Annotated in this window: 3 protein-coding genes; all 3 read left to right on the top strand. The window is 70.3% G+C overall.

Annotation, left to right across the window (positions count from 1 at the left end):
• Nucleotides 1-176: 176 nt before the first annotated feature.
• A complete protein-coding gene (locus C6Y44_RS18215) occupies nt 177-5,999 on the top strand; it encodes an amino acid adenylation domain-containing protein (RefSeq protein ID WP_192378504.1) in 5,823 nt (1,940 codons plus the stop codon).
• A 155-nt stretch (nt 6,000-6,154) separates the two neighbouring features.
• A complete protein-coding gene (locus tag C6Y44_RS18210; RefSeq protein ID WP_159417807.1) occupies nt 6,155-11,995 on the top strand; it encodes an amino acid adenylation domain-containing protein in 5,841 nt (1,946 codons plus the stop codon).
• A gap of 255 nt (nt 11,996-12,250) precedes the next feature.
• The gene (locus C6Y44_RS18205) at nt 12,251-25,951 is read left to right on the top strand and encodes an amino acid adenylation domain-containing protein (protein WP_455431352.1); all 13,701 of its coding nucleotides are present in this window, start codon (nt 12,251-12,253) and stop codon (nt 25,949-25,951) included.
• Nucleotides 25,952-26,003: the final 52 nt, after the last annotated feature.

The following is a 26,003-nucleotide window of genomic DNA, read 5'->3' as shown; positions in this document are numbered from 1 at the left end:
TGCTGTGACCGAGGGCCGTCGGGGACCTCGGGTCGGGAGGAGTTTGTCACGTGACCCATGCGGGATCCGAACGAAAGGTGCAGGCGTTCGGAAGGGGAGGGGCGCCGGGCTCACGCAGTGTTCGACCGTCGGGTGCGGTTCGATCAGGGCGACGTGTCGGTCGTCGTGGTGTGTTGTTGCCGCAGTTGTTGGTGTCGGCGGTGGAGTCGGCCGGTGATGCGGTGGCGGTGGTGGAGGGTTCTCGGTCGTTGTCGTATCGGGAGCTCGATGCGGTGTCGTCGCGGTGGGCGCGGTGGTTGATCGGTCGTGGGGTGGGGCCGGGGGATGCGGTGGTGGTGGCGGTGCCGCGGTCGCTCGAGTCGGTGGTGGTGTTGTGGGCGGTGGCGAAGTCGGGGGCGACGTTCGTGCCGGTGGATCCGGGTTATCCGGCCGAGCGGGTGCAGTTCATGGTGGCCGATTCGGGTGCGGTGTTGGCGTTGACGGTGGCGTCGGTGGCGCAGGTGGTGGCTGAGGCGGCGGGGTCGGTGCCGGTGGTGGCGGTCGACGAGGTGTCGGTGGCTGCGCAGGTGGGGCAGTTGTCGTCGCGTCCGGTGTCGTATGCGGATCGGGTGCGTTCGCTCGAGCTGTCGGATGCGGCGTGGATGATCTATACCTCGGGGTCGACGGGGCGGCCGAAGGGTGTGGTGGTCTCGCATGCCGGTGTCGGTGGGGTGGTGTCGGCCGAGCGTGAGCATTTCGGGGTCGATGCTTCGTCGCGGGTGTTGCATGTGTGTTCGCCGAGTTTCGATGTGTCGTTGCTCGAGTTGGGGGTGGGGTTCTCGGCGGGGGCGACGGTGGTGGTGGCGCCGGCGGGGGTCGGTGGTGGTCCGGATCTGGCGGATGTGATTGCGTCGCAGTCGGTGTCGCATGTGTTCATGACGCCGGGTGCGTTGGGGTCGATGGATCCTGCGGGCTTGGACGATCTGCGTGTGGTGGTGGTGGCGGGGGAGTCGTTCACCCCGGATCTGGTGCGGCGGTGGTCGGTGCCGGGTCGGCGGCGGTTCTTCAATGCCTATGGTCCGACGGAGACGACGATTCTGGCGACCTCGTCGGCGGAGTTGGTGTCCGATGCGCCGGTGGTGATCGGGTCGGCGATCGCGGGGGTGGGGGCGTTCGTGCTCGATGAGCGGTTGCGTCCGGTGCCCGAGGGTGTGGTCGGTGAGTTGTATGTGGCCGGGGCGCAGGTGGCGCGGGGTTATCACGGTCGGTTCGGGTTGACCGCGGCGCGGTTCGTGGCCGATCCGTTCACGCCGGGTGGTCGGATGTACCGGACGGGGGATCTGGTGCGTCGCGGCGGCGATGGGGTGTTCGAGTATGTGGGGCGTAGTGATTTCCAGGTCAAGATCCGGGGGTTCCGGATCGAGCTGGGGGAGATCGATGCGGTGTTGTCGTCGGTGCCGGGGGTCGGTTTCGCGGTGACGGTGGGGGCGGCGTTGGCGTCGGGGGAGTCGGCGTTGGTGTCGTATGTGGTGCCCGAGGCGGGGGTGGTGCTCGATCCGGCGCAGGTGCGGGCGTCGGTGGGGGAGGTGTTGCCCGGTTATATGGTGCCGTCGTCGGTGACGGTGCTCGACGAGGTGCCGCTGACACCGGTGGGGAAGGTGGATCGGGCGGCGTTGCCGGCGCCGGTGTTCGAGGTGGCCGAGTATCGGGCTCCGCGGTCGGCGGTCGAGGTGGCCGTGGCCGAGGAGGTTGCGCAGGTTCTGGGGGTCGAGCGGGTCGGGTTGGATGATTCGTTCGTCGATCTCGGTGGTAATTCGTTGGCGGCGACGCGGTTGGTGGCGCGGTTGTCGGCGCGGTTGGGGTATCGGGTGGCGGTGCCGGTGGTGTTCGAGGCGTCGTCGGTGCAGGAGTTGGCGGCCCGTGTCGATATCGATGCGGCCGGTGCCGGTGCCGGTGCCGGTGCCGGTGCGGGGGCGGCGCGGTTGGTGGCGCGGCGGCGTCCGGATCGGGTGCCGTTGTCGTTGGCGCAGCAACGCATGTGGTTCCTCGGACGATTCGATTCTTCTGCGGCATACAATATTCCGATCGTCGTCCGGCTTACCGGAGATCTCGATGCCGAGGCGATGCAGGCGGCGGTGCGCGATCTCGTCGCTCGGCACGAATCGCTCCGCACCGTCTATCCCGAGATCGACGGTGTCCCGGTGCAGGAGGTCCTTCCGGTCGAGGCGTTCCTGCCGGAGCTCCTGCCGGTCGAGGTCGAACTCGACGCCCTGCAGTCCGAGGTCGACGCAGTCCTCTCGACCCGGTTCGACGTCACCCGTGAGGTTCCGGTTCTGGCCCGACTGCTGCGGTGCAGCGGCAGTGTCGAAAGCGGCCGTGACGCAACGGAACACGTGCTCGTCGTGGTCGTCCACCACATCGCCGCCGACGGAGCGTCGCTCGCGCCGCTGACCCGCGACCTCGCCGCCTTCTATGCCGCCCGCGCGACCGGGACCACGGCGGAGTTGCCGCCGCTGGCCGTCCAGTACGCGGATTACGCACTGTGGCAACGGGATGCGCTCGGTGATGCATCCGACCCGGAATCGGTCGCCGCGCGGCAACTCGACTACTGGCGGCGCGCCCTCGACGGGTTGCCCGACCAGCTCGATCTGCCCACCGACCGTCCCCGGCCGACCGTGCAGTCGCACCGCGGGGGCAGTGTCGACGTCGAGGTCGACGCCCACGTCCACGAGCAGTTGCGCGAACTCGCCGCGCGTCACGGTGCGACCCCGTTCATGGTCGCCCAGGCCGCCTTCGCGGTGATGCTCGCCCGGCTGTCGGCGACGCGCGACATCGCGATCGGCACCCCCGTCGCCGGGCGCACCGATCCGCTGCTCGACGACCTCATCGGCATGTTCGTCAACACCCTCGTCTTCCGGACCGTCGTGGACCCCGCCGAATCCTTCGACGAACTCCTCGACCGCAGTCGCGCGACGGTGCTGGAGGCCTTCGACCACGCCGACCTGCCGTTCGAGCGGCTCGTCGAGGCGCTCGATCCAGCCCGCTCTTTGGCCCGGCACCCGCTCTTCCAGGTGGGCCTGTCGTTCCAGAACCTCGCACCGTCCCGGCTCGACCTTCCCGGCCTGTCCGTCGAGAGTCTGGTCCCCGACACCCGTATCTCGCAGTTCGACCTGCATCTGCTCGTCGGCGAACGCGTCGACCAAGACGGGCGGTGCGGCGGGTTGACGGGTCGGCTCACGTACGCGGCCGACCTGTTCGACGAGGAGACCGCCCGCTCGTTCTCGTCCATGTTCACGCGCGTGCTCGCCGCACTCGTGGACTGCCCGTCACGTCCCGTCGGCGATGCCGACATGATCGGAGAGGACGAGCGGGCCCGGCTGCTCGACATCGGCAGGGGAGAGCACTGCAGTCCGGACGCATCCGTCCTTCCCGATCCGTTCCGGGCGCACGCCGATCGTCGCCCCGATGCGATCGCCCTCGTCCACGAGGGAACGTCGGTGTCCTACAGGGAATTCGACGAGCGTGTGAACCGGTGTGCGCGTGCGCTGATCGCGGCCGGTGTCGGCCCCGAGACCCGGGTCGGCCTCATGATCGGACAATCCGTCGAGCTGGTCGTCGCGATGTACGCGGTATCCGTCGCCGGCGGAGCCTACGTTCCGCTCGACCCCTCCCTGCCGCCCGGGCGCATCGCGCAGATCGTCGCGGCCGCCGAACCCGCCGTCGTCGTGCGTGCGGGTGGGGCGTCCGCGGACGTCGATCTCGACGGTGCTGCGGTGATCGAGGTCGACGATCCCACCCACGCGAGACTGTCTGCGGCGCCGGTGACCGATGCCGAGCGGCTCGCCCCGCTGCGACCGGAGAACATCGCGTACGTCCTGTTCACCTCCGGTTCGACGGGGGTCCCCAAGGGTGTTGCGGTCACCCATCGTGCGGTCACCAATCAGATGCGTTGGCTGCGGGAGCGGTTCGACCTCGGACCCGACGACGTGTCGGTCCTGCACACCCCGGCGACCTTCGACCTGTCGGTCTGGGAGTTCTGGGGCTGGTCGACGTGCGGTGGCCGGCTGGTGATCGCCGACCGGGGACGCCACCCCGACCCTCGCGTCATGATCGCCCTGCTCGAACGCGAACGGGTCACCACCTTCCACGGGGTCCCGACGATGCTCGGCATGCTCCTGTCGGGGGTCGAGGACCGACTCCCGTCGACGCTTCGGCGTGTGCTGTCCATCGGCGAGTCCCTGCCCGCCGCGACCGCGCGGGAGTTCGCGGCCCGCAGCGACGCCGAACTGGTGAATCTCTACGGGCCGACGGAAGCGGCCGTCTCGGTGACCGATCACCCGGTGACCGACGCCGACGTCCACGGCGTGCCGATCGGGACACCGGTGTGGAACACGGGCGTCCACGTGCTCGATGACCGTCTCGGTGCGGTCCCGCTCGGCGCGGTCGGGGAGTTGTACCTGTCCGGCGAGCAACTCGCGCGCGGCTACGTCGCGCGGGCAGGTGAGACCGCCGGCCGGTTCGTCGCCGACCCCTTCGGCAGCGGAGGGCGTCTCTACCGGACCGGGGACCTGGTGCGCTGGGTGACGACCGCACGCGGACCCGAACTCGATTACGTCGGTCGTCGGGATCTCCAGGTGAAGATCCGTGGGTTCCGGATCGAGCTCGGTGAGATCGAGGACGCACTCCGGGCATGCCCCGGCGTCGCTGCCGCGGCGGCAACGGTGCAGCAGGACGCACATCGTGGCGACCGCGTGGTGGCCTTCGTGGTCACCTCGGACGGCACCGCACCGGACACCGCCGCCCTGCGGACCTCACTCGGCGAACGGTTACCGAACTACATGGTCCCGGCCGACATCCGCGCGATCGACTGCCTGCCGAAGGGGAGCACCGGCAAACTCGACCGGAACGCCCTCCCACTCGTCCCGGCCGCGCCGGCCGAGCACCGTCCGCCCGCCACCGCCGTCGAATCCGCCGTTGCGAAGGTGTTCGGGAAGGTCCTCGGCATCGAGTCGGTCGGACGTGACGACGACTTCTTCCGCTCGGGCGGTACCTCGTTGGTCGCGGTCCGGGCGGTCAGCGAACTCGCGGCGGCGCTGGAGCGTCCCGTGCCTCTCGAGTGGCTGTTCGCCTACCCCGTCGTCGCCGAGCTGGCGGAACGAATCGAACGTAGCGAGCGCGAGGGTGAGGAGTCGGCGTCCACGGCGTTCGACGTCGTGTTCCCCCTGCGCACGGGACCCGCCACCGGTGAGCCGGTCTTCTTCGTCCACCCCGTCGTCGGCCTCGCCTGGGGATTCTCGCGGCTCGCCGAGTTCGTCGAGGCCGGTCGTCCGGTCTACGGACTGCAGTCTCCCGCGCTGTCGGGCACCGAGGAGCTTCCCGGATCGATCCGGGAGTGGGCGGCCCTGTACGTGGACGAGATCCGGCGCGCACATCCCGACGGTCCCTACCACCTCGTGGGGTGGTCGATGGGCGGAGTGATCGCGCACGAGATGGCCGTGCAACTGCAACGACGCGGGAGCTCCGTCGGCTCCCTCGTCCTGCTCGACGCGCACGTCCCGGCCCCGCTGCCGGAGTCCGTCGATCCGCAGTCGGTGGCCCTCGCGGCGCTGAGCGGTCTCGACAACGGCGACCGCGCGACGCCGCATGTCGGGGATATCACATCGATTCTCGAGCGTGTCGAACACGGTGGCGACGTCTTCCCGTCCGTCGAGTTGTTCCTCGCCGGTATCGGCCACTCGTTCGACGTCCTCGAACGGCATCTGCCGGAACGCTTCGACGGCGACCTGCTCTTCGTGGGGTCGCGGAGTTCGTCGTCGCCGGAAGACGATTCCCGGCGGGACTGGACCGAGTTCGTCACCGGACGGGTACATCGCCACGACATCGACGTGTCCCACTGGGCGATGACGGGAGAGCATGCGTGTCGCACCGTCGGACCGCTCCTCGCCGCCTGGTGCAACCGCCGCGTATGTCCGAATTGTGAAGCCTACGAGCGCGACTCGACACTCCGTGTCGGCGATTGAAGTGGCAGCGTCTGTACTACTGTGCAAAACTCGTGTAGTTCGGCGAACGTGATCCGGCTGTCGGGGGCCTGATCACGTCGATGCGCTAGGACGCGTGCCTGTTTCGGCGTGCGTTGATCAGCCGTACCGTCCCCCGGCGCGAAGCGGGGAGTGGTATGACGACGAATGCGATGGACTTCGACTCGGCCCACTCGGACGAGGGATCCGTTTCCGGGATCCGCACGTCGAGCAGGCCTCGGAGATTGCGCCGCAGCGCACCGACCGCATCGTTGCCCCATCTGCTTGCCGTCGCCGTCGAACGGAATCCGGACGGTATCGCCGTCGTCTCCGAATCCGGCGCTCTCACCTACCGCGAACTCGACGCAGCATCGTCACGCCTTGCACGTCTTCTGATCTCGCGCGGAATCGGTCCCGAGGACCGCGTGGCGCCGTTCCTCACGCGCTCGCTCGAATCCGTCCTCGCGACATGGGCGGTGGCGAAGACCGGCGCGGCGTTCGTGCCCGTCGACCCCACCTATCCCGCCGATCGCATCGCCTACATGCTGGACGATTCGGGGGCCGGGCTCGTCCTGACCACCGAGGAACACGCCGGCACGCTGCCCGGTGAGGTACCCGCACTCGTGCTCGACACGGCCGAGGTGCGCGACGAATCGGCCGGGATGTCCTCGGAGCCCGTCTTCTTCGACGAGCGACGCGGTGTCGTCCGTGCGGAGAACGCGGCGTACGTCATCTACACCTCCGGCTCCACCGGTCGCCCCAAGGGCGTCGTGGTGACGCATTCGGGGCTCGCCAACTTCTGCGCCGAACAGGTGGAGCGCTACGGACTCTCGTCGCAGTCGCGCACATTGCATTTCGCGTCACCGAGTTTCGACGCCTCCGTGCTGGAACTCCTGCTGGCGGTGGGTGCGTCGTCGACGATGGTCGTCGCCCCGCTGACCGTCTTCGGCGGGTCGGAGTTCGCGGATGTCGTGCGGAAGCACGGGGTCACACACGCATTCGTCACACCCGCTGCGCTGGCCTCGGTGGACCCGGCCGGTCTCGAGGTACTCGGCACCGTCGCGGTGGGCGGCGAGGCGTGCCCGCCCGAACTCGTGACGCGATGGGCGCCGGGCCGCCGCTTCCACAACGTCTACGGACCCACCGAGACGACCATCGTCTCGAACATCTCCGAACCCCTCACCCCGGGCGACCGGGTGACGATCGGACCTCCGATCGGCAATGTCACGGAGACCGTGCTCGATTCGCGACTCCACCTCGTCCCCGTCGGTGTCGCGGGCGAACTCTACACAGCAGGGCCGGGGGTGGCCCGCGGGTATCTCGGTCGCCCAGGGCTCACCGCAGCGCGATTCGTCGCAGCGCCGGGAGGTGCGCGGATGTACCGCACCGGCGACGTCGTGCGCGGACCCGAGACGCCCTCGTCGGGCATCGTCTACGTGGGCCGTAACGACTTCCAGGTCAAGGTCCGCGGATTCCGCATCGAACTCGGGGAGATCGACGCCGCACTCGCGTCGCACCCAGGGGTCGACTTCGCCCTCACCGTCGGCCGCGAGACCCCTGCCGGCGAGACCCAACTCGTCTCCTACGTGCACGGCACCGACGACCCGCTCGATCCGGGCAGCCTCGTCGAACACGTCGCCGGCGTGCTCCCGACGTACATGGTCCCCGCCGCGGTCGTGCCCCTCGACCGCATCCCGCTGACCCCCTCCGGCAAGGTCGACCGCGCGGCGCTTCCCGAGGTGGGAACGACCGTCGCCGAATTCCGCGCTCCCGTCACCGCTTCCGAGAAGGCCGTCGCCGATGTCTTCGCCGATGTCCTCGGTGTGGACCGGGTCGGACTCGACGACGACTTCTTCGATCTCGGCGGCAACTCGCTCCTCGCGACGTCCGTCGTCGGCCGCCTCCGCGCGCGTCTCGGCGTCACAGTCCGCGCGGCCGCGCTGTTCGACGAGCCGACCGTCGCGGCACTCGCCCGGCACCTCGACGCGGCCGGCTCCGATCGCGCGGTACCGCTCGTCGCCGGCCCGCGACCCGCACACCTGCCGCTGTCCTACGCGCAGCAGCGCATGTGGTTCCTCAACCGCCTCGATCCCGAATCCGCCCTGTACAACATCCCTCTCGCGGTGCGTCTGACCGGTGGGCTCGACGTCGACGCGATGCGCGCGGCGTTCGCCGACCTCGTCGAGCGTCACGAGACCCTCCGTACCGTCTACCCCGAGATCGACGGTGTGGGTGAGCAGCGCATCCTCGAACCGGGAGCACGCGTCGTCGACGTTCCGGTCGAGCAGGTGCCCGCCGGCGAGTTGCCGGAGCATCTCGCGCGCGTCGCGGGCCGCGGATTCGACGTCACGGCCGAGGTTCCGGTGCGTGCGCACCTGTTCGCGACCGCACCCGACGAGCACGTGCTCGTCCTCGTCCTGCACCACATCGCCGGCGACGGCACCTCGCTCGCGCCGCTCGTGCGCGACCTCGTCACCGCGTACACCGCACGTGTCGGTGGGCACGCGCCCGACTGGGTGCCCCTGCCGGTGCAGTACGCCGACTACACGCTGTGGCAACGGGAGGTCCTCGGCACCGACGACGACCCCGAATCGATCGCGGGCCGTCAGCTCGCGTACTGGACGGGCGCGCTCGCCGGTGTCCCCGAGCATCTCGATCTCGCCACCGACCACGTGCGACCTGCGATCCTCGGCGCGGGCGGCGGTGCCGTGCGCGTCGAACTCGAGGACGACGTCCACGAGGCGATCACCGGCCTCGCCCGCCGGGCGGGAACCACCCCGTTCATGGTCGTGCACGCCGCACTCGCCGCACTCCTCGCACGCCTGTCGAACACCCACGACGTCGTGATCGGGACCCCCGTCGCCGGGCGTTCGGCGCCCGAACTCGACGGTGTCGTGGGCATGTTCGTCAACATGCTCGCGCTGCGCACCGAGGTCGATCTCGGCGGCACCTTCGCCGATCTGCTCGAGCAGGCCCGCACCGTCGACATCGATGCCTTCGACCACGCCGACATCCCGTTCGAACGGCTCGTCGAGGTGCTCGACCCCGTTCGGTCGCCGTCCCGGCACCCCCTCTTCCAGGTCGGGTTGTCGTACCACAACTTCACCATCGACACGCTCGAGCTGCCGGGCCTGCGTGTGGAGGCGCTCGACGCGTCGTCCTCGTCGGTCCGCTTCGACCTGCACGTGACGATCGTCGACAAGGGCATCGACGGCGGACCGGGTGGATTCGACATCGAATTCGGTTACGCCACCGACCTGTTCGAGGAAGCCTCGATCCGGCGCATGGTCAACCGCTACCTGCGCATCCTGCGCTCCGTCGCCGAGGACGCCGACGTCGTCGTCGGCGACATCGACCTGCACGAGCCCGACCAGCTCGCCGCGATGCTCGAAGCCTGGGAGGCCGAGCAGATCGCGGTGGGCCCCGGCCGGACCCTCGCCGACCTGTTCGACGATCAGGCCCGCACGACGCCCACGGCATGCGCGCTCGTCGACGCGAACGGCGAACTCACCTACGGGGACTTCGCCGACCGGGTCCGACGCCTCGCGCGGATGCTGATCGAACACGGCGTCGGTCCCGAGACGGTCGTCGCGCTCCCGATCCGACGTTCGATCGACCTCGTCGTCGCGATGTACGCGGTCGTCGAGGCCGGCGGCGCGTATCTGCCGCTCGACCCCGACCACCCGCGCGAACGCGTCGAGTACATCCTCGGATCCGCCGACCCCGCCTGCATCCTCACCACGAGCCGCGACCGCCTCGACCTGCCCGGCGACCGGCCGACCATCGAGGTCGACACCGTCGACCTCGCCGCCTACAGCGGCAAGGAGATCCGCAACGCCGACCGTCTCGCCCCGCTGCGCGCGACCAACGCCGCCTACGTGATCTACACGTCCGGGTCGACGGGACGGCCGAAGGGCGTCGTCGTGCCGCACGAGGCGATCGTCAACCAGCTCGTCTGGAAGCGGAAGGAATACCGCCTCGGTGTGGGCGACGCCGTCCTGCTCAAGACCGCAGCGACCTTCGACCTGTCTGTGTGGGAGTTCTGGTCGTCGCTGACCTCCGGCGCGAAACTCGTCGTCGCCGCACCCGACGGCCACCGCGATCCGGCCTACCTCAACGACCTGATCCGCCGCGAGCACGTGACGACCCTGCACGTCGTGCCCTCGATGCTCGACGCGCTGCTCGACGACGCCGACGGAGAACTGCCCGACTCGCTGCGACGAGTGCTCGCGATCGGTGAGGTGCTTCCCGTCGACACGGCCGAACGCACCCTCGAACGGTCGCACACCGACCTCGTCAACCTGTACGGGCCGACGGAGGCGGCGGTCTCGGTGACCGCGCACCGCGTCACCGAGACGGGGGAGAGCTCGGTTCCGATCGGCGGCCCGATCCCCAACACGCAGGTCTTCGTCCTCGACGAGCGGCTGCACCCGGTGCCCCCGGGAGTGGCCGGGGAGCTCTACCTCGCCGGAACCCAGCTCGCGCGCGGCTACTCCGGCCGTCCGGAGCTGACCGCCGAGCGGTTCGTCGCCAACCCCTTCGGCGACCCCGGCACACGCCTGTACCGGACCGGCGACCTCGTGCGCTGGCGGTTCGACGACGATCAGCTGTCGGGCACGCTCGAATACCTCGATCGCGCCGACTTCCAGGTGAAGGTGCGCGGCTTCCGCATCGAGCTCGGGGAGATCGAATCCGCGCTGCGGGCACTGTCGCAGATCCGCGACGCGGTGGTGACGGTGCAGCACGGCGACCGGATCGTCGCCTTCGTCGTCCCCACCGGCGGAGCCCCCGACATCACCGCGATCCGCGGCGCGCTGGCGCGGACGCTGCCGTCCTACATGGTCCCGCAGGGCTTCGTGATCCTCGACGCCCTCCCGCTCAACGTCAACGGCAAGGTCGACCGCAAGGCCCTCCCGGAGGCGGAGGTCGTCACGGCGCCCTACCGCGCCCCGCGCACCGGCACGGAGGCGACGGTCGCGTCGGTCTACGCCGAAGTGCTCGGCAGCGACGACCCGGTCGGTCTCGACGACGACTTCTTCGGCATCGGCGGCAACTCGCTCAGCGCGGTCAAGGTCGCCGCGCGCCTGCGCGACCGGCTCGACGCCCACGTCGAGCTGCCGTGGTTGTTCCTGCACCCGGGTGTGGAGGAACTCGCCGCCCGGATCGACTCGCACAGCACGTCCGAGACGGACACGCTCGGGAGTGCCGGTCTCGACCCGCTGCTGCCGCTGCGTTCCGGTGGGGGCGGTGCACCGGTGTTCTGCATCCACCCCGTCACCGGCCTCGCGTGGGGCTTCGCCGGCCTCGTGCCGTACCTCGGCGACCGTCCCGTCTACGGTCTGCAGTCGCCCGCTCTCGGCGAGGCGGGCGACCTGCCCGGCGACATCGACGCCTGGGCGGACGAGTACGTCCGGCTCATCCGGCAGGCGCACCCGCACGGCCCCTACCATCTCGTCGGATGGTCCATGGGCGGCATCCTGGCCCACGCCGTCGCGGTCCGGCTGCGACGGGCGGGGGAGCAGGTCCCGACCCTCGCGATCCTCGACGCCTACCCCGAGACCGGGGCCGCGCGGGCCGACGCGCAGCGCACCGCGGCCACCGCCCCGACGGTCGCGAACGTACTCGGCATCCCGGCCGAGGGCCCGGCTGCGGAGATCCCCCTCACCGAGCTCACCGCCGAGAGCGCGCAGCAGGTGGTGCAGGCTCTGCCGGCGCCGTTCGACAGCCTCTCCCCGGAACGGATCACCCGGATCGTCGAGGGCGTCCGGCACTCGTACTCGGTCCTCGCGACGCATCGTCCCGAGGTCTACGACGGTGACCTGACGGTCTTCGTCGCCGAGAGCGATCGTCCGATGTCCTCCACCGAGGCCTGGTATCCCTACGTGAACGGGCTGGTGACCACACGTGAGGTGCCGGTCTCCCATTGGGACATGGCCACCAGGAAGGCGTGGGCGGTCATCGGACCCGCCATCGGTCGCCGTCTCGACGAGAGGCGCTGACCGGCCACAACTCGACATCCCGCCACGGTGGGGCGGCCCGCGCCGGGTCGTCCCACCGTGGCGTGCGCGCCCACGGCCGTAACATGGCTCTTCGGCCACCGATGCTCTAATGGGCACATGACTGCCCGGTAACAACCGGGTGGCCGCGGCCGGAACGGGACGTACGAGGGATCGGGACCAGTGGTGAGTGAAGCCTTGCGTAAGGTCGGCGAGCAGGGGGCCGAGGGGAACGGTGGAGCCTCCGGCGGTGCTCGTATCGAAGCCTCCGGTGATGCCCGACCTGCGGCAGCCGAGCGGCGGCGGCCACGCAGGCGTCCCGAGCGTCGCGGAGCCAGGGCCGCGCTGCTTCCTCAGCTGATCGCGGCGGCGGTCGAACGCGACCCCTCCGCGACGGCAGTGGTGGAGGACGACCGTTCGCTCACCTACGCCGAGCTCGACGAGGCGTCCTCGCGACTCGCGCGGTACCTGATCGGCCTCGGTGTCGGTCCCGAGGACGTCGTCGCGCTCGCGATCGCCCGGTCGATCGACTCGGTGCTCGCCACCTGGGCGGTCGCGAAGACCGGTGCCGCCTTCGTGCCCGTCGACCCGAACTATCCCGCCGACCGGGTCGAGCACATGACGGTCGACTCCGGCGCGGCGCTCGGCCTGACCCTCGCCGAGAACGAGCCCGCCCTGCCCTCCACGACCCGGTGGATCGCACTCGACGACCCCGCGATCGCGCAGCAACTCGCGGCTCTTCCGTCCGAGCCCGTCTCGTTCGACGAACGGGTCCGGACCCTGCGGGTCGAGAACACGGCCTACATCATCTACACCTCGGGGTCGACCGGACGGCCGAAGGGCGTCGTCGTGACCCATTCGGGTCTGGGGAACTTCTGCACCGAGCAGGTGGAGCGGTACGCCCTGACCTCCGACTCACGCACGCTGCACTTCGCGTCCCCGAGCTTCGACGCTTCAATCCTCGAACTGCTGCTGGCGATCGGCGCGTCGTCGACGATGGTGATCGCCCCGACCTTCGTGTACGGCGGCGAGGAGTTCGCCGAACTCGTTGTGCGACAGCAGGTCACCCACGCCTTCGTCACGCCGGCCGCGCTGGCCTCGGTCGACCCGACGGGCCTGGACGTGCTCGACTGCATCGTCGTCGGCGGTGAGGCGTGCCCTCCGGACCTGGTGGAGCGGTGGGCGTCGGGACGGCGGTTCTTCAACGGCTACGGTCCGACCGAGACGACCATCATGACCAACATCTCGGACCCGCTGGTTCCGGGTGAGCAGATCACGATCGGTGCGCCCATCCGCAACACCACCGCGCACGTGCTGGACACACGACTGCACGCCGTTCCGGCCGGGGTGACGGGTGAGCTCTACCTGTCGGGTCCGGGCGTGGCCCGCGGATACCACCGCCGACCGGAGCTGACCGCTGCCCGGTTCGTCGCGGCCCCCGGCGGCACGCGCATGTACCGTTCCGGCGACCTCGTCCGCGGACCTCGGGACGCCGCATCACCCATCGTCTACATCGGCCGGAACGACTTCCAGGTCAAGGTTCGCGGCTTCCGCATCGAACTCGGCGAGATCGACGCCGTGCTGGCCTCCTCGCCGGCAGTGGACTTCGCAGCGACGCTCGCGCGGACGGGCCCGTCCGGGCAGGCACAGCTGGTCGCGTACGTGCACGCGGCCCCCGGCGCGACCGTCGACCTGCAGGAACTGTCGGCCCTCGCCGCCGAGCGGCTCCCTGCCCACATGGTGCCTTCGGCGATCGTGCCGATCGACGAGATCCCGCTCTCGCCCACCGGCAAGCTCGACCGCGATGCACTGCCCGATCCGGGGCCGATCGTCACCGAGTTCCGGGCCCCGGAAACCGGCACCGAGATCGCCATCGCCGCGGTGTTCGCCGACGTGCTGGGACTCGATTCCACGCGGGTCGGCCTCGACGACGACTTCTTCGATCTCGGCGGCAACTCGCTGGTCGCCACGCGGGTGGCGGCGCGGCTGAGCGAACGCCTCGGCGTGCGGGTGCCCGCCCGTCTGCTCTTCGAGGGTTCGACGGTCGCGCAGCTCGCGGCGCTGGTCGAACCCCTCACCGGTGACGACCGGATCCCCCTCGTGGCCGGGCCGCGCCCCGAGACGATCCCCCTCTCCCTCGCGCAGCAGCGCATGTGGTTCCTGAGCCGGTTCGACACCGCCTCGGCCGCGAACAACATCCCCGTCGCGCTGCGGCTGCGCGGGACACTCGACACCGATGCGCTCGGCGCCGCGGTCGCCGACCTCGTCGAACGCCACGAGACGCTCCGCACCGTCTACCCGGACAACGACGGTGTGGGCAGCCAGCTGATCCTGCCCGCCTCGCAGGCGACACCGGCGCTGCGTGCCGAGGACGTCACGGAGACCGAGGTGCACGACCGCGTGGTGCGCGCGGTGACGACCGGCTTCGACGTCACCGCCGAGGTACCGCTGCGCCTCGAACTGCTGCGCATCTCGCGCGACGGCGTCGAGGCCGCGTCCGTGGAGGACGAACACGTCCTGATCATCGTCGTCCACCACATCGCCGCCGACGGCACCTCCATCGAGCCGTTCGTGCGCGACCTGGTCACCGCCTATCTCGCCCGCACGTCGGGCTCGGCGCCCGGTTGGGAACCGCTGGCCGTGCAGTACGCGGACTACACGCTGTGGCAGCGGGCCGTCCTCGGCGACGAGGACGATCCGGAATCGACGGTCTCGAAGGAGATCGCCTACTGGACTTCCGTTCTCGCCGATCTGCCGGATCGTCTCGAACTGCCCACCGACCGGCCCCGTCCGGTCGAGGCGTCGGGTCGCGGTGCCACCGTCGAGTTCGAGATCGAGCCGGCTCTGCACGAGGCCGTCGTCGAACTCGGCCGGGCCGCGGGATGTTCGCCGTTCATGGTCGTCCACGCCGCTTTCGCCGTTCTCCTGTCCCGGATCTCGGGTGCGAGCGACATCGCGATCGGCACTCCCGTCGCGGGCCGCGGCGAGCAGGCGCTCGACGATCTGATCGGCATGTTCGTCAACACGCTCGTGCTGCGGACCACCGTCACTGCCGAGCGGACGTTCGCCGACGTCCTGCGCGAGGTCCGCGCCTCGGACATCGACGCGTTCGCCCACGCCGACCTGCCCTTCGAGCGGCTCGTGGAGGTCCTCGACCCCGTTCGTTCGGCCGGTCACCATCCGCTCTTCCAGGTGGCCCTGTTCTTCCAGAACATGGAGCAGCCCGAACTCGCCCTGCCCGGACTGGATGTCGAGCCGGTGGATCTCGGTGGCAGCATCGCCAAGTTCGACCTGCAACTCACCGTCGGACCGCGGGAGGTCGAGGGACGCCCGGCCGGTATGGGTGCCCAGTTCACCTACGCCACCGATCTTTTCGACGAGACGACGGTGCGGTCGCTCGCCGCCCGCCTCGTGACGGTTCTCGAAGCGCTCACCGGCGACGTCGACACGGTCGTCGGCGACGTCGACCTGCTGGCCGCGCCGGAGCGGCAGACGCTCACCGTCGAGGTGAACGCCACCGAACGTCCGGTCACCCCGCAGACCCTGCTCTCGCGTTACCGCACGCAGGTCGCCTCGACTCCGGACGCCACCGCGGTCGTCTTCGGCGACGACGCGCTCACCTATGCGGCGTTCGACGCGCGGGTCAACCGACTCGCCCGTCACCTGATCTCGGTCGGTGTCGGACCCGAATCGCTCGTTGCACTGGGCATCCGGCGTTCGATCGATCTCGTCGTCGCCATGTACGCGGTCGTCACGGCGGGTGGCGCCTACGTGCCGCTCGACCCCGATCACCCGGCCGACCGGATCGGCCACATCCTCGACACCGCACGACCGGTGTGCGTACTGAGCACCACCGCCGACGCCGGGGACCTTCCCGCCGGTGTCGACACGATCGTCGTCGACGACCCGGCTCTGTCCGACCATCCGGCCGAGCCCGTGCGCGAGGACGAACTGCGAGGCACCGTCCAGGCCGCCTCGCCGGCCTACGTCATCTTCACGTCCGGATCCACCGGACGCCCGAAGGGTGTGTCCGTCCCGCACGAGGCGATCGTCAACCAGCTCGAGTGGATGGCCGCGGAGTACGACATCTCGGCCGACGACGTGTACCTGCAGAAGACCGCCACGACCTTCGACGTGTCGCTGTGGGGCTACTTCCTGCCGCTGTGCACCGGCGGAACGCTCGTCGTCGCGACCCACGACGGTCACCGCGACCCGGCCTACGTGGCCGACGCGATCGTCCGGTACGGCGTCACGCTCACGGACTTCGTCCCGTCCATGCTCACCGTCTTCGCCGCCCACGCCCCGGCGGGCAGCTGCGCCGGCCTGCGCCACGTCTTCGTCATCGGCGAGGCCCTGCCGCCGGAGACCGTGACGGCCTTCCGGCGTCTCGGTGACGCGGCGGTCCACAACCTCTACGGCCCCACCGAGGCCGCGGTCTCGGCGACCTACTGGCCCGCCGAGGACGGCGACCATTCCGTGCCGATCGGTGTTCCCGAAGCGAACGTGCAGGTGTACGTGCTGGATTCGCGTCTGCGTCCCACCCCCGTGGGAACGCCGGGCGAGCTGTATCTCGGCGGCGTGCAACTCGCGCGCGGCTACGAGAAGCGCCCCGACCTCACGTCCGACCGGTTCGTCGCGAGCCCCCTCGGGGTGCGGGGAAGCAGGATGTACCGCACCGGCGACCTCGTGCGGTGGCGCCGCACCGCCGACGGTGCCCTCGTCCTGGACTATCTCGGACGCACCGACTTCCAGGTCAAGTTCCGCGGTCAGCGCATCGAACTCGGCGAGATCGAGACGGCGCTGCTCGGCTGCGCCGAGGTGAGCCAGGCCGTCGCGCTCGTCGTGCCGACACCGACCGGTGAGCAGCTGGTCGCCTACGTCGTGCCGGCACCCGAGCACACCGTCGACAAGGCGGTGCTGCTCGACGCGGTGCGCAGCGTCCTGCCGTCGTACATGGTGCCGTCGGCGATCGTCGTGCTCGACGCGTTCCCGCTCAACACCAGCGGCAAGCTCGATCGCAAGGCCCTGCCCGAACCCGTCTTCGAGCTCCGCGAATTCCGCGCTCCCCGCACCCCGATCGAGGAGATCGTCGCGAACGTCTACGCCGACGTCCTCGGCGTCGATCGGGTCGGACGCGACGACCACTTCTTCGACCTCGGCGGCAACTCGCTCGTCGCCACCCAGGTCGCCGCGCGGCTCGGTGCCGCCCTCGGCACGCGCGTCGCGGTGCGGTCGCTCTTCGAACATCCCGTGGTCGAATCTCTCGCCGCCCACATCGAGTCGTCGGCGGCCGGCGCCGCAGCCGTCCCGCTCACGGCACGCCCCCGGCCCGACCAGGTGCCGCTCTCGCTGGCACAGCAGCGGATGTGGTTCCTCAACCGGTTCGAACCGGACTCGGCGGTGAACAACCTGCCGCTCGTGATCCGGCTGCGCGGATCGCTGGATCTCGACGCCCTGCGCGGTGCGGTCGGCGACGTGGTGCTGCGGCACGAATCCCTGCGGACCGTCTACCCGGAGACCGACGGCATCGCCCACCAGGTCGTCCTCCCGGCGGCATCCGTCGTTCCCGACATCGAGCCGTCCGAGGTCGATCCCACCGACATCCTGGACGAGGTCGCCGTGATTCTCGACGCCGGTTTCGACGTCACGGCGGAGGTCCCGCTGCGGATCCGGCTGCTGCGTGTCGCCGCCGACGACCACGTGCTCGTCGTGGTGCTCCACCACATCAGCGGCGACGGCTTCTCGATGGGCCCGCTCGCCCGCGACGTCATGGTCGCCTACGGTGCCAGAACCCAAGGGCTGCAGCCGAACTGGTCGCCGCTTCCGGTCCAGTACGCCGACTACACCCTGTGGCAGCGGGAGGTGCTCGGCTCCGAGGGCGATCCGGAGTCGCCGATCGCCCGCCAGCTCGCCTACTGGCGCCACGCCCTGAAGGGCATCCCGGAGCAGATCGACCTGCCCGCCGACCGTCCGCGGCCGGCCGTCGCCTCGGGCCGGGGTGCGAACACCGCCGTGGAGATCGACGCGCGGACGCACGCGGCACTCGACCGCCTCGCGCGGGAGCGCGGCGCGTCGCTGTTCATGGTCTTCCACAGCGCCCTGGCGGCCCTCCTCGCTCGGCTGTCGGGCACCGAGGACGTCGTGATCGGCGCCCCCATCGCCGGACGCGGTGAGCAGCTGCTCGACGACATGATCGGCATGTTCGTCAACACGCTCGTACTGCGGAGCGAGGTGCGCCCCGCCGACACCTTCGCCGATCTCCTCGGACGGGTGCGCGAGAGCGACCTCGGCGCGTTCGGGCACGCCGACCTGCCGTTCGAGCGCCTCGTGGAGGTCCTCGACCCGGAACGATCGCAGGCACGCCACCCGTTGTTCCAGGTCGCCCTGACCTTCCAGAATCTCGGGCAGTCCCGCTTCGAACTGCCGGGCCTGGCCGTCGAAGGCTTCGACGTCCCGGTCGCCCACGCCAAGTTCGACCTGCAGGTCACCGTCGTCGAGAGGTTCGACGCCGACGGCACTCCCGGCGGCCTCGACGTCGTGCTGACCTACGCCGTCGACCTGTTCGACGACGCGACCATGCGCCTCTTCGGCGAGCGTCTCGGCCGGATGCTCGCGGCGGTGGCGACGGATCCCGAGTCCGTGATCGGCGACGTCCCACTGCTCGACCCGGCGGAACGCACCGAGGTGCTCGAGGCGTGGAACGAGCCCGGCACCCGAGTCCCCGACGTCACGCTCGTGGACCGCTTCCGCGAGGCCGCCGAGGCACATCCGGATTCGGTCGCCGTGACCTTCGGCGACCGGCAGCTCACCTACGCCGAACTGTCCGCGCGGGTCAACCGCCTGGCGCGCGAACTCGTCGACCGCGGTGTCCGACCCGACACCCTCGTCGGAGTCGCGTTGCCGCGCACGGAGGAACTCGTCGTCGCGCTGCTCGCGGTGCAGCAGGCCGGCGGTGGCTATCTGCCGATCGACCTCACCTACCCGGCCGAGCGTCTGACCTTCATGCTCGAGGACGCGGCGCCGGTGTGTGTGCTCGTGGCGGGGGAGCCGGATGCGCTGCCCGCCACCGACGTCCCGGTGATCGACCTCGAACGGCTCGACCTGTCGACGCGGTCGGCCGATCCGCTCTCCGACGACGAGCGCGCGGCACCGCTGCGCAGCGACAACCTCGCCTACGTCATCTACACCTCCGGTTCCACAGGCCGGCCCAAGGGCGTGCAGATCCCGCACCGCACGGTGCTCGAACTGTTCGAGAACACCGCGCCCGCCTTCGGATTCGACGCCGACGACGTGTGGACCCTGTTCCACTCCTACGCCTTCGACTTCTCCGTGTGGGAACTGTGGGGTCCGCTGCTCCACGGTGGTCGCCTCGTGGTCGTCGACTACCACACCTCCCGGTCCCCGGAGGACTTCCACGCCCTCCTGCGGCGCGAGAAGATCACGGTGCTCAACCAGACCCCGTCGGCCTTCTACCAGCTCGCCGAGGCGGACGCCGTTGTGGCCGAGCAGGATCCGGATGCGCAGCCGCTGTCCCTGCGGTACGTCGTGTTCGGTGGTGAGGCACTCGATCTGCGTCGCCTGGCCGGCTGGTATCGGCGGCACGGGGATTCAGGGCGAGCGCCGCGCCTGGTCAACATGTACGGCATCACCGAAACCACCGTGCACGTCTCCCATCTCGAACTGTCCTCCGCCGACGTCGACAACCCCGCGAGCACCGTCGGCCGCGCGATCCCCGGTCTCGGCATCTACGTGCTCGACGCCCGTCTGCAGCCCGTCCCGGTGGGCGTGCCCGGCGAGATCTACGTCCGCGGTGGCCAGCTCGCACGCGGCTATCTCGGTCGTGCCGAGCTGACCTCCGGGCGGTTCGTCGCCGATCCCTACGGTGCGCCGGGCTCGCGCATGTACCGCACCGGTGACGTCGCCCGATGGAACGCGCACGGGCAGCTCGAATACGCCGGTCGCAGCGACCTACAGGTACAGCTGCGTGGCTTCCGCATCGAACTCGGCGAGATCGAGGCGGCACTGACCGGTGTGGAGGGTGTCGCGCACGCCGTCGCGTCCGTGTGGTCGGACGAGCACACGGGGGAGAAGCTCGTCGGTTACGTCGTGCCGCGGGCCGGGCACACGGTCGCCCCGTCCGAGGTGCTCGAGCGGGTGGGCGAGTTCCTCACCGGCTACATGGTTCCCGACGCAGTGCTCGTGCTCGACGAGTTGCCGCTGACCCCGAACGGCAAGCTCGACCGCAGGTCGCTGCCCGAGCCGGTGTTCACCAGCGACCGCGAGTTCCGGGCGCCGCGGACCCCCACGGAGGAGACCATCGCCGAGGTCTTCGCCGACGTGCTCGGTCTCGAGCGGGTCGGGCTCGACGACTCGTTCTTCGCTCTCGGTGGCGACAGCATCGTGTCGATCCAGCTGGTGTCCCGGGCGAAGGCGCGCGGTGTCGTGTTCACCCCGCGCGAGGTGTTCGAGCAGCGCACGGTGGCCGGTCTCGCCGAAGTGGCGCGCGCCGGAACGGGATCCGAACCGGTGCTGCGCGAACTCGAAGGCGGCGGCGTCGGCGAGATCCCGCTCACCCCGATCGTGCGGTACATGGTCGAGCGTGGCGGCGGTTTCGACCGCTACACGCAGACCATCGCACTCGAACTGCCCGCCGGTATCGGACGCAGCGACGTCGTGGCGACGATCGCCGCCGTGGTGGGCCGGCACGACATGCTCCGGGCATGCTTGCGGGACGACGGTTCCGGTGAGTGGGTGCTGTCGACCTCCGCGCCGGGAAGTGTCGACGTCGACGCGCTCGTGACGCGCGTCGAGGTTCCCGCGGAGGCCGGCGACGAGCAGTGGGCGGAGATCGCCGCGCGCGAAGTCGACGCTGCCGAGGGGCGTCTCGCTCCGTCGCAGGGCATCGTCACGCAGTTCGTCTGGCTCGACCCCGCTGCCGGGGCGGCACGGACCGGACGGCTGATCGTGGTGGCGCACCACCTCGTCGTCGACGGGGTGTCGTGGCGGATCCTGGTGCCCGACTTCGTCACCGCGTGGGCACAGATCAGCCACGGGCAGCAGCCCGCCCTCCAGCCCGTCGGCACGTCGTTCCGCACCTGGGCTCACGCCCTCGTCGACGGTGCCGCCGGACGAGTGACGGAGCTGCCGTTGTGGACATCCGTTCTCGACGGACCCGACCCGCTGCTCGGCGACCGCCCGTTCGACCCGTCGGTCGACCTGGCGTCGACGGTCGTGAAGGTGCCGGTCCGGGTCGACGCGGCGACCACCGAGACACTGCTGACCACCCTGCCCGAGCTCTACCACGGCTCGGTCAACGATGTGCTGCTCACGGGTCTCGCGCTGGCCCTGGCCGAGTGGCGTCGGGCGCGGGGCACGGACGTGCGGTCGGCACTGATCCGTCTCGAGGGCCACGGTCGCGAGGAGGACGTCGTCCCGGGCTCGGACCTCTCGCGCACCGTCGGCTGGTTCACGACGATGTTCCCCGTGCGGCTCGACCTGTCCGACGTCGACCTCGACGACGCGGCGGCCGGTGGTGCGAGCGCGGGTGCGGCATTGAAGGTGGTCAAGGAGGATCTCCGCCGCGTCCCCGACAAGGGCATCGGCTACGGCCTGCTCCGGTACTGCAACCCCGAGACGTCCGCTCGTCTCGCCGCGACGCCCGCCGGGCAGATCAGCTTCAACTATCTCGGCCGGCTCGACGCCGGTGAGGTCTCGACCGACCGGGTGCCGGAACTCGGGTGGCTGCCCGCCGGCGACCTCGGGGACCTGTCCGGAACCGATGATCCCGACGCCCCGGCCCTCGCCGCCGTCGACATCAACGCCGTCGTCCTCGGAGGCGAACTCGGAGCGAACTTCGGCTACGCGTCCGGTCTGCTCGACCGCGCCGACGTCGAGGACCTCGCACAGCGCTGGGTGCGTGCACTCGAAGCCCTCGCGGCGCACGCCACGCGCCCGGAGGCCGGGGGACGGACCCCGTCCGACCTGTCGCTGGTCGACGTCACCCAACGCGACATCGACCTGTGGGAGTCGCGGTACCGCGGCGCGGCGGACGCCTGGCCGCTCGCTCCGCTCCAGGCCGGCCTGCTCTACCACGCACTCCTGGCGGAGGGGCACTCCGATGCCTACAGCACGCAGGTGCTCGTGCACCTCGCAGGAGTGGTCGACGCGCAGCGGCTGCGCACGGCGGCTGAGGCGCTGCTGGGGCGCTACCCGAACCTCCGCACGGCATTCGTCGCGAGCGAATCGGGCATCCCCGTCCAGGTCGTCGTCGACGAGGTCACCCTGCCGTGGCGCGAGGTCGACATCCGGGGCGAGGACTCCGCAGTACTCGCCGATGTGCTGCGAGCGGAACAGGCCGTCGCGTTCGACATGGTCGAGCCGCCGCTGATCCGCTTCGTCCTCGTCCGCACGGGTGACGACAGTTGGACCCTCGCCGTCACGAGTCACCACATCCTGCTCGACGGCTGGTCGATGCCGCTGTTGATGAAGGACCTGCTGGTGCTCTACGCGACCCGCGGTGATGCGGGCGTCCTCGGCCGGGCACCGTCCTACCGGGCGTATCTCGAGTGGCTCGCGCGTCGCGACCACGAGACCTCCGTCGAAGCGTGGATACGCTCGCTCGACGGGATCGAGGAGCCCACCCTGCTGGCCGGGGGCAACACCGACGGCACGGGCGGCACCCCGGACGAGCACCGGATCGACCTCGGTCGTGAACGGTCCGACCTCCTCGCGGACACGGCCACGCGGCTCGGCGTCACGGTCAACACCGTGCTGCAGGGCGCCTGGGCCGTCCTCCTGGCCCGCACGACCGACCGCGACGACGTCGTATTCGGCACCACCGTGTCGGGCCGGCCCGCGGACCTCCCCGGCGTCGAGGCGATGGTGGGACTGTTCATCAACACCCTCCCGGTGCGGGTGCGCCTCGGCGCCGGCGAGACCGGGCACGATCTGCTCCTCCGCATCCAGGGCGAGCAGGCCGAACTGCTCGATCACCATCACGTCGGGCTCGCCGAGATCCAGCAGCGTGCCGGTACGGGAGCGCTGTTCGACACGCTGCTCGTGTACGAGTCCTATCCGGTCGACCGCAGCGGGATCGAGGCTGCGGGATCGATCGACGGCCTCGTCGTCGCGGGCGTCAACGCCCGGGACGCGACGCACTATCCGCTCACGGCCGTCGTCACCTCCGAGGAGGCGTTGACGCTCGCGTTCAAGTACCGCAGCGACATCCTGGCCGCGGAGGACGTGGCGACGCTGGCCGGCAGGTACGTCCGCATCCTCGATGCGCTCGTCGCCGATCCCGACTCCTCGGTGGACTCGCTGCCGTATCTCGACGCGGCCGAGATCGAGGATCTCGCCGACCGGTGGGGCGGACCCGCGCTGCCCGCGGTGCCGCTCGGTGATCTGCTCGCGGAGACCGCCGCCCGCAACCCCGACGGCGTCGCGGTCGTCCACGACGGACGCTCGCTGACCTACGCCGAACTCGATGCCCGGTCGTCGCGACTGGCGAGGCTGCTCGTCGGCCGAGGCATCGGGACGGAGGACGTGGTCGCGCTCGGACTGACGCGGTCGTTCGACTCCATCACCGCCGTGTGGGCGGTCGCCCGCGCCGGAGCCGCCTACGTGCCGGTCGACCCGAACTACCCGGCCGACCGTGTCGCCCACATGCTCTCCGATTCGGGGGCCGTCCTCGGCCTCACCGTCTCGGCCGAGCGGGACCGGCTGCCCGGCGACGTGCAGTGGGTCGACCTGACCGATCCCGCCACGCTCACAGAGCTGGAGGCCCTGTCCGACGAACCGTTCGCCGCGCACGAGAGGGTCCGTCCGGTCCGAGCGGACAACACCGCCTACGTCATCTACACCTCGGGGTCCACGGGCCTTCCGAAGGGCGTGGTGGTGTCGAACTCCGGACTGGCGAATTTCACTGCGGCGCAACGTGAGCACTACGGTCTGGATGCCGACACGCGGGCGCTGCACTTCGCGTCACCGAGTTTCGACGCCTCCATGCTCGAACTGCTCCTCGCCGTGGGCGGGGGTGGCACCCTCGTCGTCGCGTCCCCGGGAATCTACGGAGGCAGCGAACTCGCCGAGCTGATCCGGGCCGAGCGCGTGACGCACGCGTTCATCACCTCCGCGGCCGTCGCCACCCTCGATCCGGAGGGGCTCGACGGGCTCCGGGTGCTCGCCGCCGGCGGCGAGGCCGTGCCGCCGGAACTGGTCGCGCGCTGGGCGCCCGGACGGGCGTTCCACAACGTCTACGGTCCGACGGAGACCACGATCGTGACCACGATCAGTGAACCGTTGGCGCCGGGGGATCCGATCACGATCGGAGGACCGATCCGGGGCGTCCGCGCGCTCGTGCTCGACAGGCGCCTGCGGCCGGTGCCGGTCGGTGTGCCCGGCGAGCTGTACATGTCGGGAGTGCAGATCGCACGCGGATATCACCGCAGGCCCGGTCTCACGGCGGAGCGCTTCGTCGCCGATCCGTTCGGATCCGGTGGACGTCTCTACCGCACCGGCGACGTGGTCCGCTGGACCCACGACGGGAAGATCGCCTATGTGGGACGGTCGGACTTCCAGGTGAAGGTGCGCGGCTTCCGCATCGAACTCGACGAGATCGACGCCGTGCTGCGACGCGAGCCGAGCGTGGACTTCGCCGCCACCGTCGCCCGCCGGTACGACACCGGCAGTGTCCGCCTCGTCTCGTACGTGACCGCGACGGCCGGTCACCTCGTCGACACGGACGACCTGCTCCGCGCGGCCGCCCGAGCGTTGCCGCAGCACATGGTTCCCGACGACATCGTCGTGCTCGACGCCGTGCCGCTGACGCACGTCGGGAAGCTCGACCGCGCGGCGTTGCCGGAACCGGAGACACGGACCCGCCCGTACCGCGCTCCGCGTACCCACCTCGAGGAGGTCGTCGCGCGGGTGTACGCCGACGCCCTCGACGCCGAGCAGGTCGGTCTCGACGACGACTTCTTCGACCTCGGCGGCAACTCCCTCGTGGCCACCCAGGTGGTCGCGAGGCTGCGCGACGAGACCGGACTGCAGGTCCGTGTCCCGTGGCTGCTGGAGACGCCGGCTGTCGAGGCTCTCGCGTCTCGGCTCGCCGCGGCCGTGGACGGAGCGGACGTCGATTCCGCAGGGACCGCGAACGCGGCGTCGGACGTGCTCGTCACGCTGCGTCCGGGCGATTCGAGGACACCGGTCTTCTGCTTCCACCCGATGATCGGACTGGCCTGGCCGTATGCGCCTCTGGCAGCGCGACTCGCGACGAGCAGCGCGGTGTACGGCGTACAGACGCCGGCCCTGAGCGAACCCGGCTTCGTCGCGTCCTCGCTCGCCGATCTCGCGCGGAGGTACACGGACGAGATCGTCGCCGCCGCACCCGGCGGCCGATACCGCCTCATCGGATGGTCGCTCGGCGGTGTGCTCGCGCACGCCGTGGCGGTCGAGTTGCAGGCACGCGGACTGCAGGTCGAGGGCCTCGCCCTCATCGACAGCATCCCGCGGATCGACACCGACCGGTTCGCGACCGAACTCGCGGAGAACCTGCGTGCCTTCGGGGTCTTTGTGGACACCACCGCACTCGACGGCGGTCTTCCGCAGGAAGCTGCGGAAGCACTGGTCCGGGCCGTGCCGGACGGGTTGATCGACCTCGACGTGGAGCGGGTGCAGGGCCTGTTCTCCGCGGCCGTGACCTCGCCCGAACTGATCAACGGTCACGACCCTGAGGTGTTCGCCGGCGACATGGAGTTCTTCAGTGCGACGGAAGAGCACCCGACGGAGGCGGACGCCGCAGATCTGTGGCGACCGTTCGTGTCGGGCCGTATCCGGACCCGGTTCGTGCCGGGTGCGCACGGCGAGATGATGGAGCCGTCCGCCATCGAGATCATCGCGCCGGCGCTCGACGCCACCACACGGGTGGTCGCCGAAAGTGGAGGAGACCGTCGGTCGCGGTAATGTGCACGAACGATTCGTCGATACACGTTGTGCTGCGCCGGACGGCGCGCCT

It is taken from the genome of Rhodococcus rhodochrous, assembly GCF_014854695.1.
GTDB lineage: Bacteria > Actinomycetota > Actinomycetes > Mycobacteriales > Mycobacteriaceae > Rhodococcus.
The sequence above is the reverse complement of the archived record's forward strand: the minus strand, read 5'-3'. Positions and strand labels throughout refer to the sequence as shown.